This is a genomic window from Solihabitans fulvus, from assembly GCF_008386585.1.
GTDB classification, from domain to species: Bacteria; Actinomycetota; Actinomycetes; order Mycobacteriales; family Pseudonocardiaceae; genus Solihabitans; species Solihabitans fulvus.
In genome coordinates this window covers 191,921-207,685 of record NZ_VUOB01000001.1, presented here as the reverse complement: position 1 = coordinate 207,685, position 15,765 = coordinate 191,921, and the positions used below count along the sequence as shown (strand labels likewise).

Here is a 15,765-nt window from a genome sequence, read left to right as displayed (position 1 = left end):
ATCAGCGCACCGGCCAGCGCCGATGGCGGGGGATCGGCCGGTCGGCTCACTAGCGTCACCGGACATGGGCAGCATCGAGGACAAGGTGGCACTGGTCACCGGGGCCGGCTCCGGCATCGGCGAGGCGATCGCCCGTCGGCTGGACGCCGAGGGCGCGCTGGTCGCGGCGCTCGACATCGACTCGACCGGAGCCGAGCTGACGGCGGGACTGGTCCGGCGCGGCATGGCCGTCTGCGCGGACGTCTCGGACGCGGCGCAGCTCGAGGACGCCGTCGCCGCCGTCGTCGACCGCTACGGGCGGCTGGACATCCTGGTCAACAACGCCGGCATCCGGGGCGGGCAGGAGGCGGAGGACGCCTTCGACCGGCTGGCCGCGCGGGTGGATGAGGCCGCCACCGGCGAGCCGACCACCGTGCTGGACGCGACGCTGGGCATCACCGACGAGGCGTGGCACCGGATGCTGAGCGTGCACCTGGACGGCACCTTCTACGGCACCCGCGCCGCGCTGCGGGTCATGCGGGAGCAGCGCGACGGGGTGATCGTCAACATCTCCTCGACCTGCGGGCTCACCGGCTGCGAGCACCTGCCGCACTACTCGGCGGCCAAGGGCGGCATCCAGGCCCTGACCAAGGCGGTGGCCAGGGACGTTGCGCCGCTTGGCATCCGGGTGAACGCGGTGGCCCCCGGCTATGTCGAGACCCCGCTCGGCGACGTGATCCGGCCGGTGCTGCGGCGCGTCATCGAGCAGCAGATCGGGCTCGGCCGGTTCGGGCTGCCCGCCGAGATCGCCGCCACCGTGGCGTTCCTGGCCGGGCCGGACGGCGCGTACTTCACCGGGCAGATCATCAGCCCGAACGGTGGGCTGGTGACCAGTTGACGCACGAGGAGAGGAACGAACCGATGAGCGGAGCCAACCGACTGGCCGGCCGGGTCGCGTTGATCACCGGTGGCGGCACCGGAATCGGCGCGGCGGCCGCGCGCCGGCTGGTCGAGGATGGCGCGCGGGTGGTGCTGACCGGTCGGCGCGCGGACCCGCTGCGGGAGGTCGCCGAGCCGCTCGGCGACGCGGCGCTCGCGCTCTCCGCCGACGCGGCCGACTCCTCGGCGATGCGGGCGGTGGTCGCCGAGACCGTCGACCGGTTCGGCCGGCTCGACGTGGTGGTCGCCAACGCGGGCGGGCACGGCCTCGGCGCCGCGCTCGACACCGACGACAAGTCCTGGCAGGACAGTCTCGACGCGAACCTCACCAGCGCGTTCGTCACGATCCGCGAGTCCCTGCCGGCGCTGCTGGTCAGGGGCGGTTCGGTGGTGCTGGTGTCCTCGCTCGCCGGGCTGTTCTCCGGGCCGGGCGTGTGCGGGTACGTGACCACCAAGCACGCCCTGATCGGGCTGACCCGCTCGATCGCCCGCGACTACGGCCGCAAGGGCGTGCGGGCCAACGTGGTGTGCCCCGGGTGGGTGCGCACCGCCATGGGCGACGTGCAGATGGACGAGTTCGGAGCGGCGCGCGGCATCAGCCGCGCCGAGGCGTACGCGCTGGTCACCGAGAACACCCCGCTGGGGCGGCCGGCCGAGCCCGAGGAGATCGCCTCGGTGATCGCGTTTCTGGCATCGCAGGACTCCTCGATCATGAGCGGCGCGGTGCTCACCGCCGATGCCGGGGCGAGCGCCGTCGACCTGCCGACCATCGAACTCGGCCGTACGCTGTGACACGTCAGGAGATCAGAATGTCCACACAGGACGGTGCGCCGTACGACTGGAAGGCGATGGACGACTTCGCCGCTGGGATCGACGGCAACCGCCTGCCGGCCAGCCGCGCGCTCCACGGCCGGAACTGGGTGGTGCGCGACGGCAACGGCGAGACCGCGCTGCGGTTCACGGACTCGCGCGTGGCCTGGCGGGCAGGCGACGCCGAGGGCGAGGACGCCTACGAGGCCGTCGAGGGCGCGCCGGGAATCTTCTTCGTGCACCGGAGTTTCCTGGACCGCCCGCTGGTCACCGAGGTCCTCGTCGCCGACGTCGCGACGCGCCGCACGCTCACCGTCACCTCGCGGATCGCCGAGGAGGCCGAGCCCGGCGTGCCGAGGGTGTCCCAGGAGTTCCGCCCCGGCGTGCTCGACCTCGGCGACGGCGTGGCCCCAGCCGGCGAGGCTCCCGCCCCGACCAGGGACCTGATCGGCTGGCGCGCGCTCTACCGGTACAGCCCGAACCACCTCTACGAGCACGTGTACCTCAGCTCGACGCGGTACGCCTGGCAGTGCCTGGTCGGCGAGCAGCGCGGGCACGGAGACGTGGACCTGGCCACCGCGTGGCGGATCGCGGATGGGCGGTACGTGTTCACCTTCCGCGAGTTCCGGATCCCGGTGGCCACCACCTGGCTCTACGATCTCGACGCGATGCGCACCACCGGCATGTTCTTCGGCATCGACAAGCACGGCGAGGTCCGGTCCGCGCCGGGCGGCGCGCTGATCACCCCGCTCGGCCGCGTCGAGTACCCGGCCGACGGCGAACCGGTCTGACCGAGCAGGAGGAACACGATGAGCGACGCACTTGACCTCGTCCGCGCGCACTACGCGGCATCCGACCGGGGCGACGTCGAAGGCATGCTCGCCGTGCTGGCCCCGGGGGCGACCTGGACCGAGGCGGCCGGCTCGCCCTACGGCGGCACCTACGTCGGCGCGGAGCAGATCATCGACGGCGTGCTCGCGCGGATTGGGTGCGACTGGGCGGATTTCACCGTCACCGTGGAGGAGTTGGTCGACGGCGGCACAGCGGTCGTCGCCCTCGGCCGCTACGCCGGCACGCACCGGTCCACCGGCCAGGAGGCGACCGCCCGGTTCGCGCACGTCTGGCACGTGACCGACGGCCAGGTCAGCAGCTTCGAGCAGATCGCCGACACGGCCGCGCTGGAACCGAGGTAACGCCACGATCCGCCGCGGCCGGAGGCGACCACACACCGGTCCACGCCGACCACCACCGCGTCACCCCGCAACCCGAACCCTCACCCCGCAACCCGAACCCTCACCCCGCGACCCCAACCCTTGCCCGCACCCCAACCCGAGGCCGACCATCAACTGCTGACCGCGCTCCTGGCGCCGAGCGCGACCAGGACCGCTCCGGTGACCCGGCTCATCGCGGTCTTGAACCACCCCGAACCGATGGTCCGCCGCGCAGCGGCCACCACGAACGTCCACACCGTCAGCCAACTCACCGCCACCGCGACATGGGCCACCGCGAGCACGGCGATCTGCCCGGCCACGCTGCCGCCGGAATCCACGAACTGCGGCACCAGCGTCAGGTACACGCCGGCCGCCTTCGGGTTCAGCACGTTGCCGAGAAAGCCCTGGAGGTAGCCGCCGTGCCCGGTCCAGGGCAACCGGGTCGGCGCGGACGGACGGCGGCGCGCCGCCCTGAACGTGGTGATCCCGAGCCAGACCAGGTAGAGCGCGCCGACCAGCTTGACCGCCGTGAACGCCTTGGCCGACTGCATCACCAGAGCCGACAGTCCGATCGCGGCCAGCGTGGCGTGCACGCACAGGCCGGTCGCCGTGCCCGCCGCGACCAGCAGCCCGTCGCGCCGCCTGCCGTGGCCACCCGTTGCGTGACAAGGGTGAAGCTGGCCCCCGGGGTCAGGCAGATTGGCGTCACCGCAACGACGAATTCGAGCACGAGATGCCATCGCATCCGCCGACGCTACCGCCCGGCAGTCACCGTGCCGTCTCAGCCTCTTCGCGCGTTGGGAGCTCGTCTCCCAGGGCGGCCGCGGCGGCCAGGATGTTGACGTAGTCGCGCAGGCGGACGATCTGCCCGTTGCGCGCGGTGAGCACCATGATGTTGGGCAGCGCGAACTCGCCGGTGGTCGGGCTGGTCCCGAGGGCCTCCTGCTCGACGATGATCGTGTCCGGGTCGCTGGTGTCGTGGATGGCGAGAATGCGGTAATGCTCGTACTTCAGCGGATTGGCCTGCCACCCCGCGGCGATCCAGTTCACGATGTTGTCGCGGCCCGCCAACCGGGACGGCACGCCGGGATAGGCGAACGGGAACTCATGGACCGCGTCGATCGCGTACACGCGCCGCATGTCCTCGACGGACTGGTCGACGGCGGCCTGGCGATGCAGCTCCAGAACCGCGCGCGGACCGACCTCGTGCCCGCCGAGGGGCGTTCGCCTGGCGATCACCTTGCGGTAGCTGACTTTCCAGCCGTCGGGTCGGCGGGTGACGACGTCGTCGTAGACGACACTGCCGGCCGTTCCGTCGGCCTTGATACCGATTCCCTTGGACCGGACCCGCGCGGAACCATCGTCGATCCGCGTGATCACGATGTTGGTGACGTGATGGCCGACCGGATTGGCGGCGCCCATGGCGAGCGCGGCCTCGCGCAGGGCCGCGGGTCCGTGTACTGAGCCGAGGCCGAAGTCGTCCAGGTCGTAGACGACATCTGGGGTGAACAGTTCACTCGCCCGGTCCAGCTCGCCGGCGTCGGTGAGGTGGCCGTGGAGATTGATCAGGTCGTGGATGTCGATTCGGTCGCGTTCGGTCAGCGCCATCGGAAGGCCCCTCCATGCCGGGGGAGCCATGCCAGTAACATGAGGCATGGTCCGGTTAGGTGGAGACGGTAACGGACTGTGTCCCCGGTTGACAAGGGTGTGGTGATTGCGTTGGCAGGTCACGACTCGCGGTCGCGTGCCGGGCGTCCGATGCGCGCGGACGCCCGACGTAACTACGAGCAGTTGGTCGAGCAGGCGAGAATCGCGTTCGCCGAGTCCGGCACGGACGCCTCCCTTGACGAGATCGCGCGGCGGGCCGGAGTGGCCAGCGGCACGCTGTACCGGCATTTCCCCACCCGGCTGGATCTCATCGAGGCGGTGCTCGCCGAGCGGATCGCCGCGTTGGTCGACCTGGGTCGCGGGCTCGAGACGGCCGAGGACGAATTCGCCGCGTTGTCCACCTGGTTGCGCGCCACGCTCCAGCACGGCCTGACCTATCGAGGCCTGTCGGCCGCGGTGATGAACTCGGCACTCGACCGCGAGCAGTCCGTGGTGTCGACCTGGCATGCGGAACTGTTCGAGGTGGGAGCCGCGTTGCTGGCGCGGGCACGGCAGTCAGGCGCGGTCGTCGCCGATGCGGACGCGGCCGACGTGTTGAAGATGATCGGCGCCATCGCCTGGGCCGCCCAGGACGGCCCGGACAGCGCCACGCAAGCCGACCGCCTGCTGGCGCTCCTCCTGAACGGACTACGTCACGAGCTTCGCTGAGGCCGCGACACCGCTGCCGCCCCGGACACCGGCAGGCCCGGAGAGCGGGAATCCGGCGAGGCCGCCGATGCCAGGAGACCTGGACGATGTGCCGAGGTGGCTCACGCGGCGACGGTCGCGCGGACGATGTTGTGATCTGAGAGGCCGTCCACGTCCTCGACCGCCGCGCCATCGACCCCAGTTCCCCACACCACCACGTGGTCGATGCGCTGCGACTTCGAACTCGACGTACCCGGCCGAGTCGGCAGCCCATCCACAGGGAGGTCTGCGACGGTGAAGCCGCTGCCGAGGCCCGATGCCACGGCGGCGCGTTCGGTGTTGAAGTCACCGAGCAGTATCGACGTGCCTTCTGGCGACTTGGTAGCCAGTTCAGCGAGGCGGGCGAGTTGGCGTGTGCGACGCTCGTCCGCCCTGACGTGGGTGGCGATGACGAGTGTTCCCGCCGTCCGCACCATGAGCGCTCCCTTGCCCGGGTCGTCCTCGAAGGATTCGGCGGCAACCTCCTCGCTAGGTCCATCGACCAGAAGCACGAGGTGTTCGCTGGGATCGCGCAGGGGAGATGTACCGCTGCGGGGGCGCGGGACGCGGGGATACCTGAATGTGTGGACGGTCCGGTCAGGCATGGCGTCGCGGAGGCTGGCGACAAGGTCACCGCTGACTTCCTGGAGAGCGACGACGTGCTCCGTTCGCTTCACCAATCGCGCTGTGATTGCCGCGATTCGAGCGGACTCGTCCGGCCACCGTCCCAATTCACCGTCGCCCCAGTTCTCCGCATGGATGCGATGCAGCACGTTCCAGGTAGCCACCGTGATCATGCCTGCCGATGCTAGGTGCACACAGGGGAGCGTCCACACAGTTCTGAACTGCGCGCGACCTGAGTCAAGACGAACCGTCTCATCTCGCTTCTGGAGACGAGACGGTTCGTCTTGCTTTCCTGAAGACGAGACGTTTCGTCTCGCTGCTCTCAAGACGAGACGGTTCGTCTTGACTCTTGTACGGTCGCCGCATGTCCGAACAGCCCAAGGCCGCGCCAAGTGCCACCCGTCGCAGCGAGGCCTCGCGCCGGGCGATCCTGACCGCCGCGTTCGACCTGGTCGGCGAGGTCGGCTACGCGAAACTGACCATCGAGGCGATCGCCGCCAGGGCAGGTGTCGGCAAGCAGACGATCTACCGCTGGTGGCCCTCGAAGGGGGCGGTCCTGGTCGACGCGGTCCTCATGCTGAGCGAGGACCGGGAGACCCGGACCGCCGCGCTGCCCGACACCGACGACCTGGCCCGCGACCTGAAGACCGCCCTCCGCGCGACGGTCGCCGAGCTCAACGATCCCCGCTACGACCAGCCGCTGCGCGCGCTGAACACCGAGATCGCGCACGACCCGCAGCTGGCCGCGACCTACCGTGAACGCCTGCACGAACCCATGCAGGAGATCAAGCGTCAGCGCCTGCGCAAGGCATGGAAGGCCGGACAGCTCGACACGGACATCGACCTCGACGTGGCCATCGACCTGCTCTGGGGCCCGCTGCTCAACCGTTGGCTCCTGCGCACCGGTCCACTCACCGAGGAGTACGCCGACCGCATCGTCGACACGGCCCTCGGCGGCCTCAACCCCCGCTCCTGGCTGCTGCCGGGGCGGCTCTAGCAGCGTCCCCGGCACTCCGTAACGCTCCGAACCTGCTTGCGTGGCAAGTCATGCGGGGCGCCGCGTCAGTGACGCGTGGACAGTCGCGTGATGGTGCCGTTGCCGGCGGTCAGGAACAGGTCGCCCGCGTACGGGCCGAAGTCGTGCGCCATGCTGACGCTGGTGATGCCGTTGGTGACCTGGCTGGTGATTCCCGCCGGCAGGCCGGCCGCGAGCAGGCAGGCCGACCCGGTGGCCGGGTCGACGCGGAACAGTTCGCCGACCAGGTTGCCGGCCACGTAGAGCTGTTCGTCTGGGCCCGCGTACACGTCGTCGAGCCCCTTGAACAGCGGCGAGGCCAGCTCGGTGAGGATTCGCCAGGCACCGGGGTCGGCCAGCGGCACGGCGACGACCGGGGAACGCAGGTCCAGGGTGAGCGTGGCATACAGGGTGTCGCCGATGACGGTGACGCCGTTGGGGGTGCTTGGCAGCGTGACCCACGCGGGCTCGACCTGGCCGCCGGGGCGAACGCGGGCGATGGTCAGCCCACCGCTGTTGCTGACGTAGAGGTTGCCGGCGGAGTCGAACGCGGAGCCGTTCGCCACGTGCAGCCCATCGGCGTACGGCGACACGGCGAGGGTGGCCAGGTCGACGCGGACCACACCGGCGTTGTTGAACGGCAGCAGGTGATCCGGCACGCCGTCGCCGTAGTTCACGTACAGCGAGTCGCCGCGCTTGCGGATCGAGGCCGCCGCGCGGATGCCCGGCACGGTCGCCGTCACGCGGCCGTCCGGCGCGTAGCGGTCGATCCGGTTGGCCGAGGAGTTCGCGATCCACAGGCCACCCTCGCCGTCGAAGGCCAGGTTCTCCAGGAAGTCCCCGTTGCCCTGGTGAAAGGTCGAGACCTGGACGGCGTCCCCGCAGCCGGGCATCGTCAGGGACACGGCCTGCGCGGGCGCGGCGAGGGCCGTGGCGATGGCGGCCGCCGCGACGAGGGAAGCTACTAACCGGTAGGTACGCATGACGGCGATCCTAGGAGCGCGCCGGGCCGGACGGGAAGCCTTGCGCCGAGCCAGAAACGGCAGGTTCCTGCCACCCTGGATCAGGCCACGTCGACGATGCTGACGACCTTGTTGCGGCCGGTGTTCTTCGCCTCGTACAGGGCCGTGTCCGCGGCCTGGAGGAGCCGTTCGACGACGGTGCCGGCACCGGGGTAGGTGGCGACCCCGATGGACGCGGACAGGCCCGTGATGACCTTCTCCTCGTCCCCGTCGGCGACCTCGACCTCCAGCCGCGCCACGGCGTCCCTGATGCGTTCGGCCACCGTGACCACCTCGGTCTCGGCGATGTCGGGCAGCAGGACGACGAACTCCTCGCCGCCGAACCGGCCGACCGAGTCGTAGTCGCGGACCGCGTGGCCGATCGTCGTGGCGACGGCCTTGAGGACCGTGTCGCCCGCCAGGTGGCCGTGCCGGTCGTTGATCAGCTTGAAGTGGTCGAGGTCGACCATGAGCACGCCGAAGCTGGCATGTTCGTCGCGCTTGGCCCTGGTGAGCTCGTGGCTGGCCAGGTTGTGCCAGCCGAGGGTGTTGAACAGCCCGGTCTTCTCGTCCGTCGTCGCCGCGACCTCCAGCTGCTTGACCAGCACGCCGCGGTGCAGCAGCAACAGCGGCGGGATCACGACCGCGGCCAGCGCAGGGAACGTGGCCAGCGCCAGCGCGGTGAGCATGCCGAGGCACAGGGTGGCGACCTCGAGCAGGTTGTCCGCCCAGCCACCGAACAACTCCTGGAACGAGCGCGAGGTGACGCTCAGGCCGGGCACGGCGACCAGCGCGCCGACGAGGAAGTACGTGACGGCGGCGAGGGCGAGCGCGCCGATGCTGGTCCAACCCCTGTCGAGCGCGCCGTCCATGCCGTCGATCCCGGTGCGCGCCAGCACGAATCCGGCGGCGTGGCAGGTCAGGATGACCAGGCACGAGTTGAACACGGTGCGGAACGCCGGCACGCGCCGCAACCGGTACCAGCTGCGCACGGCGAGGTGCAGGTACAGCGTCGCGACCAGGACCGCGACGAGGACCGTCGGGAGCAGCAGCACCCCGGCGAAGGTCCACACCGAGGTCATGTTGATGTGCGGCGTGTTGTTGACGCGTCGGCGAACCCGCTCGACCTGCCGCCCGAGTTCGGCCTGGAGGACGCCCATCCCGGCGAGCGCGGCGAGCACCGCGACCTCGCGGGGGCGGATCGACACGGTGGCCGCCGTCGCCGCGGTGAGGGCCAGCGCGGTTGTTTCGACCAGCAGCACGTAACCGATCAGGCGCGGTCGTTGCGCCAACAGACTCCACCGACGAGGTGACATGCGATCTCGGACGCGCGCAACGGCTCGAACAGGCGGGCCGGTGTCATTCATACTCATGACGAACGCATCCCTGGGTGATGTCTACCACCAGTGTCCACCCAATCACGGCCAGCGGCCACGAACGCTGTTCGTCGGCCGCTCCGGAGCAGTGGAGGGAGGCCGCCGTCATGCGCAACCGCGACACGTGAGCCACCTGTCACTCACTCCTCCGCCGACCATTTCGGACGCGCCCGGCTCCACCCCAGCGCGATGGGAACCGCCACGACCGCCCCGGTCATGCCGGCCAGGGCGATGGTGTGGGCCGGGCCGATTCGGTCCGCGAGGGCGCCGGCGACGAGCGCGCCGAGTCCCTGCACCGTGATCAGGCCGGTGGACAGCAGCCCGGCGCCCTGCGCCCGCTGCTCGTCGGGGAGCCGGCGGACGAACGACGCGGTGCCCTGGATGTTGTAGGCGGTCGCGGCCATTCCCGACAGCGCGAACAGGACCATCGAGGCGATCAGTCCCGGACGCAGCACGCACAACGCCAGCGGCAGCCCCGCCGCGACGCCGAGCAGGCCGATCACCCGCACCTGGACGCGCTCCGGCACCCACCTGCCGAACACGATGCCGCCGACGACGCTGCCGACCGGGTCGCTCGCCATGATCAACCCGACGGCGAGCGCCCCGCCGCCGAGACTGCCCGCGTAGGGCGCGGCCAGCGCCTCGGGCACGACGTAGAACCCGGCCAGCCAGCACAGCGCGATCAGCGCGCGCAGGCCGGGATCGCGCCACACCAGGCGGATGCCCGCGCCGGTGGAGGCAAGAAAGGACGGCCGCGTCGGCGTTCGGCGCGCGGCGGGGCGGTGCCCGACTCCTCGGCGCAGCAGCAGCGCGGACAGCAGGAAGGTGCCGGCGTCCATGGCCAGCCCCACCGACGGGCTCACGGCCGAGACCAGCGCCCCGCCGCCGGCGAAACCGACCAGCTGGGCCGACTGGCTGGTGATGTTCCTGATGGCCATGCCGGTCACGTACTTCCCGTCGGTCAGCACGTCCGGCAGCAGGGCCTGCTGCGCGGCCTTGAACGGGCCGTTGAGCAGCGTCATGAGCGCCACGAGCGCGCACAGCGCCCACAGTGGGATGCCTGGCACCACCATCAGGCCGACCAGCGCCGCCCGCGCGAGGTCGGCCGCGACCATCACGTCGCGCCGGGGATACCGGTCGCCGAGGCCCGCCAGCAGGATGCCGCCGACCAGGGCGGGCACGAACGTCAGCGCGTAGGTGAGGCCGGTCAGGAACGCCGAGCCGGTTCGCTGGAACACCAACACCGACAGGGCGACCCTGGCGAGTTGGTCGCCCGCGATGGACAGCAGCTCGGCCGCCCACATCGCGCGGAACTCGGGCACGCGCAGTACCGCGAGGAAACCGACGCGGTCGGCGGGCACGGCGACACCCCTTTGGCCATCCGGAGTTCGGCCGGTTCGCGGCCGGTCGCGTCACCGTAGCTGGCGGATCGCGGCCTGTCAGCGGTCGCGCAGTCTCGTCGCCGCGAAGAGCGGTCGATAGCCGCGCTGGCCGGATTCACTGCATTGAGCGATTGTCCCGTCCGGACCGTCGACGGTGCGTTTCCCAGGGCCTACGTTCAGCACGATCGCCCTGTCCCGCAACGGTAGGAGACGCGATGACACAGATCATCATCTGGTGCGCGCTGGTCGCGCTCGGCGTGGTCGTGTTGGTCGCGGCGGCCGCGTTGCTGTTGCGCACCACCCGCCTGGGGGAGCGCAGGGAACGCTGGCACGACCAGGCGACGGGCCCGGTGGGGGCGATGCTCAACGCGCTCTTCCTGGTGTCGCTCGCGCTGTCGGTGATCACCGCCTGGCAGGCCTACGACCACGCCACCGGCCACGTGCGCGACGAGGCCGCCGCCCTGGCCGGCCTGTTCGCCAGCCTCGGTGATCTGCCCGGCGGCGAACAACTTCAGGGCGAGGTCCGCGCCTACACCCAGACGGTCCTCGACCTGGAGTGGCCCGCGCTAGCGACCAGGGACTCCGAGCGCGACCCCGACCAGTCCCTGCCCCGCATCGCCTCCGGCGTGCTGGCGATCCGCACGACCGACGGTTCCGTGCAGGCGGCCCGCACGCGGGTGCTGAAATATCTCGACGTGGCAACGGAAGCGCGGCGCAGCCGCCTGCACGACGCGACCACGAGTCTGCCGAAGGGCCTGTTGGCGTGCCTGGTGCTCACCGCGCTGGCCGCGCTCGGACACGTGCTGCTGATGGGGCTGCCGCACACGGCCGCGTCCATGATTCCGCTGCTGGCCGAGGCGGCGGTGATCGCGACGGGAGTCTTCGTCGTCTTCGCCACCCGCAGCCCGTACCGCGGCGTTCTGCACATCGATCCCGAGCCGCTGCGCGACGCCCTGGCCGCCTTCACGCCGAACCGGTGACGGCGGTGCGCGCCACGCTGACCGCCTTCGGCATCGCCGTGTCCCTGATGGGACTGGGGAATCTGGTCGCCGCCGCGTCCCCGCAGTCGCCCGCGCCGCCGGCTCGTACCACCGTTATTCCAGTGCCGCCAACGTTTCTGCCGACACCGCCGACACCGCCGGTGATCGTGCCCCCGGTCCCGCCCGTCATCGTGCCGCCGGTGCCCCCGGTGATCGTGCCGCCGGTACCGCCGACACCGCCGGTGATCGTGCCGCCCGCCCCACCGAGGCTGGTGCCGCCCGCGCCGCACACCCGGCAACAGGTTGCGCCGACTAGGGAAACCACGCGACCGAGTCCCGGCCAGCCGGCGCCAAGTCCTGCCGCGACACCGGCACCGCCCCCGCAGACCGAAAGCCCTGCGGCCGTGCCCAGGACCACGGACCCGGCGCCGGGGCCGGTTCGGGACGACCCTCGGCCAACCCCCGACCAGGCCGCCACTTCGCGCACGGACAACCCATCTCCGTTCGACAGTCCGGTGATCACGATCCTCGTGCTCGCCGTGGCGGCCGCCGCCGGAGCAGCCACCGGCCACCCCGCACCGAATTAGCCGGCCGGCGGCATGTCAGGAACGAAGGGCGCGCAGGCCGGTGCGGATTTCGCTGACCAGGATCTCGGGCTGTTCCAAGGCCGCGAAGTGCCCGCCCTTGTCGGCCTCGCCGTAGTGGATCAGATTGCTGTAGGTGTCGTCGATCCAGCTTCGCGGCAGGCGTGGGATGTCCCTTGGGAAGACGGTCACCGCGACCGGAAGCGTCAGCTTCGGGCCGGCGAAAGTGAGCGACCTGTTCTCCCAGTAGATGCGGCCGGACGACGCCGCGCTGTTGGTGAACCAGTAGAGGGATATCGCGTCGAGCATGTCGTCGACGCCGAGGGCGTCCTCGGCGAGCCCGTGGTTGTCGGTCTTGGATTGGAACTTCTCATAGATCCACGCTGCCTGACCGGCGGGAGAGTCCGCCAGGGCGAATCCGACCGTCTCCGGCCTCGTGCCCTGAAGGTGGTTCGACCCACCGAGCTCGCCGGTGTAGCGGGCGAGGGTCTCCACGGCGTAGCGCTCTTCTGGCGACAAGGTGTCGGGTATCTGCGCGGGAAAGGCGTACTGGGTGTTCAGATGGATTCCGAGCAGCCCCTCAGGTTGCCTGGCGCCGAGGGCGGTGGTGACGACGGCACCCCAGTCGCCGCCCTGCGCGGCCCACCTCGGGTAGCCGAGGCGCTTCATCAGCTCCGCCCACGCGCCTGCGATGCGCGAGACGGTCCACCCGGTCTCCGTGGGCTTCTGGGAGAACCCGAACCCGGGGAGCGACGGGACGACGACGTCGAACGAATCGGCGGCGTCTCCTCCGAATGACACCGGATCGGTCAGCGGGCCGATCAGCTTCAGGAACTCGACGATCGAGCCCGGCCATCCGTGCGTGAGGATCAGCGGCATCGCGTTGGGGTTTGTGGACCTGACGTGGATGAAGTGGATGTCCAGCCCATCGATCTCGGTCAGGAACTGGGGAAAGCGATTGAGCTCGGACTCGAAGCGCCGCCAGTCGTAGCCGCGCTCCCAGTGGTCGACCAGAGATCTGGCGTTCTCCACGCGAACCCCTTGCGACCAGTCGCCCACCGTTTCCGGATCCGGCCATCGAGTTCTGGCCAGTCGCCGCTTCAGGTCGTCGATCTCCGAATCCGAGATCGAGACGGTGAACGGGCGGACGAGAGTCGACGTCGGTGCGGTCATGGCCTTCGTCTCCTGAGCTTCGAGGCACGGCACAGCTTCTCATTGCACACTGGTGTGCAACCTACTTCATTGCACACCAGTGTGCAACAATGGTGCCGTGCCCACCGAGTCCTCCCGTGCGCGCTCGATGAACGAGACCCGCGATCGCATCCTCGACGTCGCCCTCGATGTGCTGGGAGACAACCCCGACGCCGGGATGGGCGACATCGCCACCGCTGCCGGCGTCGTCCGCCGCACCGTCTACGGCCACTTTCCCTCGCGCCTCGACCTGGTTCGGACACTCACGGAACGGGCCGTCGCCGAGATGACAGCCGTGCTCACCGAAGCCAACGCCGCTCACGCGGACGCGGACGCGACGTGGGTCGAGTTCATCGCCCGCGTCTGGCCGGTCGCGCACCGGTACCGAGTGCTGCTGGCACTGCGCCGCGGCGAGTACGGCGAGGCGATCCACAGCCTGCTCGGGCCGGTCGACGAACTCCTCGCCGACCTCGTGAAACGGGGCCAGGACAGGGATGTGTTCGCCCAGCACCTGCCGGCAGGCATGCTGAGCCAGCTTGCCTACGGCGTGGTGTTCGCCATCGCGGACAGCGATCGGTCGACCGTGCCCCTCGACGCCCGAGCAGCGACGATCACGAGCCTGCTCATGCTGGGAGTTCCCGAGTCGCGCGCACTCGCGCTCGTGGGCGACCAGGCCTGACTTCCCGACCCCGGCACGAAGTCCGGGCCGCCGAACTGGGCGTGCCCGGCCGGGCACTGGGGGCTCCCGGCCGGGCACACGTTCAGGTCAGCGCTGTCCCGTCGCCACGGCCGCGATGTCGTCGCGGCTCACGCGGTCATGGGCGTTGGCGCTGAGGATCGCGATCCGATCCTGGAGCGGAAGTCGTTGCAACTGCGGCGCGAGCGGCCCTTGGTGACCGGGGTGGGCGGGTTCCTGCGACGTCACGACCAGCCGCTCGGCGGTCGCCGCCTCGGCGAAGCGCAGGCTGTTGAGCGAGCCGGACCACTGCCGCACGCCGTAGAACGGCGAACCCGGTCCCTGCGTGATCCACTGCGACACCAACAGCTGGGTGTTGCCCGTCGTCGAGTACGGGTGCACGACCGGCGCGTAGAGGTTCGCGGCCTGGAGGTAGGTCACCTGGATCTTGGGCGCGGTCCACATTCCCGTCGGGTATGGCGCGCTGACCGTCACCGCGCCGTATCGCCCGTTGAGGTAGGACAACACGGCCTGTCCGTCGATGACCTGCGCCGAGATCTCGCCGATGGCGTCGCTTCCGTCCGTCGGCGACAGGATCGGCGTCGACGGCCCGTTCTGCCGCCAGTCCCACCCGCCGTTGTCGCCCCAGAACTGGTACGCGCTTGGCCGCCACATCTGGTCCCACGGCACGCGCATCAGGTGGATGCCGCCGCCGCGCCACCGCCCCTCGTTCGTGCCGTAGATGTAGACGAAGGGCTCGTTCGGCCACATGATCATGGAGTTGTTCTGGAAGTGCGACCACTCGCCCGCGTTCCAGAAGTCCATGTTCTGCTGGTTCGTGTCCAGGTTCCAGGTGCGTTCCCAGTTCTCGGCGTGCGTCTCGGTCGACGTCCACATCCGGGAGTACCAGGTGCGCCAACTGCCGCCCGCGCTGGGGATTCCGCCGTGTGTCGGGTCGGCCCAGTCCCGCACGCCGAACGTCGTCATGATGTAGCGGCCGTCGGGCAGGTGGACCAGGTCGTTCGGGATCTCGGTGCGCGGCTGGCCGGGGACGTTGCGCGCGGTCTCGTCGTCGACCGGGTCGTACGGGATCATCTTCTTCGCGCGGTCGCCGCCGATGCAGTTGTCCCAGCGAATGCCGTTCTGGATGTCGCCGTTGGACTGCCGCAGCCCGACCGGCGACCGCCAGCCGGTGTCGGTCGGCGCGGGGACAGGCTGGTCGAAGGTGTCGCCGAAGATCGAGATGCAGTAGCCGTGGTTGGTCTTCGCGGTGAAGCCGAGATCGGTGCCGGTGAAGCCGAACCTGGCCGTCTCGTTGCCGGTGAGGTCCTTGACGTAGCCGGCGGGGAACGGGGATCTCGGGCTGCTCGACGCGCCGGTCGCGGCGGCGGCCACCGCGCCGCCGACACCGCCGAACAGGGCGCCCGCGCCAAGCACCGCACCCGCCGCGCCCTTGAGGAAGGTCGAACGGCTTATGCGCGGCGCCGTGCCGCCGAGAACGTCCGCTGCTGGTTGGTTCGTGCCGGTGCCATCATCGTGGCGCATGCCTGCCCCTTCGAGAGACTTCACCGCAGTACCGAGCCGACGCTAACCGCGTCCGATGAAATCCTGATGACACGACACAGGGTTCCGCGTGCGGTGGCGCCGATGTTCACTCCATTTC

General features: G+C 70.3%; 17 protein-coding genes. 8 read left to right on the top strand and 9 right to left on the bottom strand.

Annotated features, from left to right (window positions below):
- Positions 1 to 64: 64 nt before the first annotated feature.
- Genes F0L68_RS00970 through F0L68_RS00955 form a run of 4 tightly spaced genes read left to right on the top strand, consistent with a single transcriptional unit; the run spans position 65 to position 2,921 of the window.
- The gene (locus tag F0L68_RS00970; RefSeq protein ID WP_188316317.1) at positions 65 to 877 is read left to right on the top strand and encodes an SDR family NAD(P)-dependent oxidoreductase; all 813 of its coding nucleotides are present in this window, start codon (positions 65 to 67) and stop codon (positions 875 to 877) included.
- Between the two features lie 23 nt (positions 878 to 900).
- Positions 901 to 1,710, top strand: a complete 810-nt coding sequence (locus tag F0L68_RS00965) for an SDR family NAD(P)-dependent oxidoreductase (RefSeq protein WP_149847441.1) — start codon at positions 901 to 903, stop codon at positions 1,708 to 1,710.
- 17 nt (positions 1,711 to 1,727) lie between these two features.
- The gene (locus F0L68_RS00960; RefSeq protein ID WP_149847440.1) at positions 1,728 to 2,519 is read left to right on the top strand and encodes a molybdenum cofactor biosynthesis F family protein; all 792 of its coding nucleotides are present in this window, start codon (positions 1,728 to 1,730) and stop codon (positions 2,517 to 2,519) included.
- An 18-nt stretch (positions 2,520 to 2,537) separates the two neighbouring features.
- Positions 2,538 to 2,921, top strand: coding sequence for a nuclear transport factor 2 family protein (locus tag F0L68_RS00955; protein ID WP_149847439.1), 384 nt, complete (start codon positions 2,538 to 2,540; stop codon positions 2,919 to 2,921).
- 149 nt (positions 2,922 to 3,070) lie between these two features.
- Here F0L68_RS00955 and F0L68_RS00950 read toward each other — a convergent pair whose 3' ends face one another.
- Positions 3,071 to 3,679 (bottom strand): LysE family translocator, encoded by a 609-nt coding sequence (locus F0L68_RS00950; RefSeq protein WP_223198383.1) that lies wholly within the window; start codon positions 3,677 to 3,679, stop codon positions 3,071 to 3,073.
- 28 nt (positions 3,680 to 3,707) lie between these two features.
- The gene (locus F0L68_RS00945) at positions 3,708 to 4,547 is read right to left on the bottom strand and encodes a nuclear transport factor 2 family protein (RefSeq protein WP_149847438.1); all 840 of its coding nucleotides are present in this window, start codon (positions 4,545 to 4,547) and stop codon (positions 3,708 to 3,710) included.
- Between the two features lie 150 nt (positions 4,548 to 4,697).
- On the opposite strand from F0L68_RS00945, the gene F0L68_RS00940 reads away from it, so the two are divergent.
- Complete coding sequence (locus F0L68_RS00940) at positions 4,698 to 5,255, top strand: TetR/AcrR family transcriptional regulator (protein WP_149847437.1); 558 nt, start codon at positions 4,698 to 4,700, stop codon at positions 5,253 to 5,255.
- Positions 5,256 to 5,356: 101 nt separating this feature from the next.
- Here the strand turns inward: F0L68_RS00940 and F0L68_RS00935 are convergent, their stop codons facing one another.
- On the bottom strand, positions 5,357 to 6,070 hold the full coding sequence (locus F0L68_RS00935; protein ID WP_149847436.1) for an endonuclease/exonuclease/phosphatase family protein: 714 nt from the start codon (positions 6,068 to 6,070) through the stop codon (positions 5,357 to 5,359).
- A 191-nt stretch (positions 6,071 to 6,261) separates the two neighbouring features.
- Between F0L68_RS00935 and F0L68_RS00930 the strand changes: the two genes are divergently transcribed.
- Positions 6,262 to 6,894 carry a TetR/AcrR family transcriptional regulator gene (locus F0L68_RS00930; RefSeq protein WP_149847435.1) on the top strand — a complete coding sequence of 211 codons (633 nt, stop codon included), beginning with the start codon at positions 6,262 to 6,264 and terminating at the stop codon, positions 6,892 to 6,894.
- A gap of 65 nt (positions 6,895 to 6,959) precedes the next feature.
- Here the strand turns inward: F0L68_RS00930 and F0L68_RS00925 are convergent, their stop codons facing one another.
- From F0L68_RS00925 to F0L68_RS00915, 3 genes are all read right to left on the bottom strand, one after another.
- A complete protein-coding gene (locus tag F0L68_RS00925) occupies positions 6,960 to 7,895 on the bottom strand; it encodes an SMP-30/gluconolactonase/LRE family protein (RefSeq protein WP_149847434.1) in 936 nt (311 codons plus the stop codon).
- Between the two features lie 80 nt (positions 7,896 to 7,975).
- Positions 7,976 to 9,280: a GGDEF domain-containing protein gene (locus F0L68_RS00920; RefSeq protein ID WP_438672237.1), complete on the bottom strand. Its 1,305-nt coding sequence runs from the start codon at positions 9,278 to 9,280 to the stop codon at positions 7,976 to 7,978.
- 149 nt (positions 9,281 to 9,429) lie between these two features.
- Positions 9,430 to 10,593, bottom strand: coding sequence for an MFS transporter (locus F0L68_RS00915; protein ID WP_149847518.1), 1,164 nt, complete (start codon positions 10,591 to 10,593; stop codon positions 9,430 to 9,432).
- 293 nt (positions 10,594 to 10,886) lie between these two features.
- Between F0L68_RS00915 and F0L68_RS00910 the strand changes: the two genes are divergently transcribed.
- Positions 10,887 to 11,651, top strand: a complete 765-nt coding sequence (locus F0L68_RS00910) for a bestrophin-like domain (protein ID WP_149847432.1) — start codon at positions 10,887 to 10,889, stop codon at positions 11,649 to 11,651.
- Here the strand turns inward: F0L68_RS00910 and F0L68_RS44445 are convergent.
- Positions 11,635 to 11,976: a hypothetical protein gene (locus F0L68_RS44445; protein ID WP_149847431.1), complete on the bottom strand. Its 342-nt coding sequence runs from the start codon at positions 11,974 to 11,976 to the stop codon at positions 11,635 to 11,637. The two genes, F0L68_RS00910 and F0L68_RS44445, sit on opposite strands and share 17 nt — an antisense overlap.
- A 277-nt stretch (positions 11,977 to 12,253) precedes the next feature.
- Complete coding sequence (locus tag F0L68_RS00900; RefSeq protein WP_149847430.1) at positions 12,254 to 13,408, bottom strand: epoxide hydrolase family protein; 1,155 nt, start codon at positions 13,406 to 13,408, stop codon at positions 12,254 to 12,256.
- 97 nt (positions 13,409 to 13,505) lie between these two features.
- Here F0L68_RS00900 and F0L68_RS00895 point away from each other — a divergent pair, with 97 nt between their 5' ends.
- On the top strand, positions 13,506 to 14,105 hold the full coding sequence (locus F0L68_RS00895; protein ID WP_149847429.1) for a TetR/AcrR family transcriptional regulator: 600 nt from the start codon (positions 13,506 to 13,508) through the stop codon (positions 14,103 to 14,105).
- Between the two features lie 87 nt (positions 14,106 to 14,192).
- Here the strand turns inward: F0L68_RS00895 and F0L68_RS00890 are convergent, their stop codons facing one another.
- Complete coding sequence (locus F0L68_RS00890; RefSeq protein WP_149847428.1) at positions 14,193 to 15,647, bottom strand: glycoside hydrolase family 183 protein; 1,455 nt, start codon at positions 15,645 to 15,647, stop codon at positions 14,193 to 14,195.
- Positions 15,648 to 15,765 lie beyond the last annotated feature (118 nt).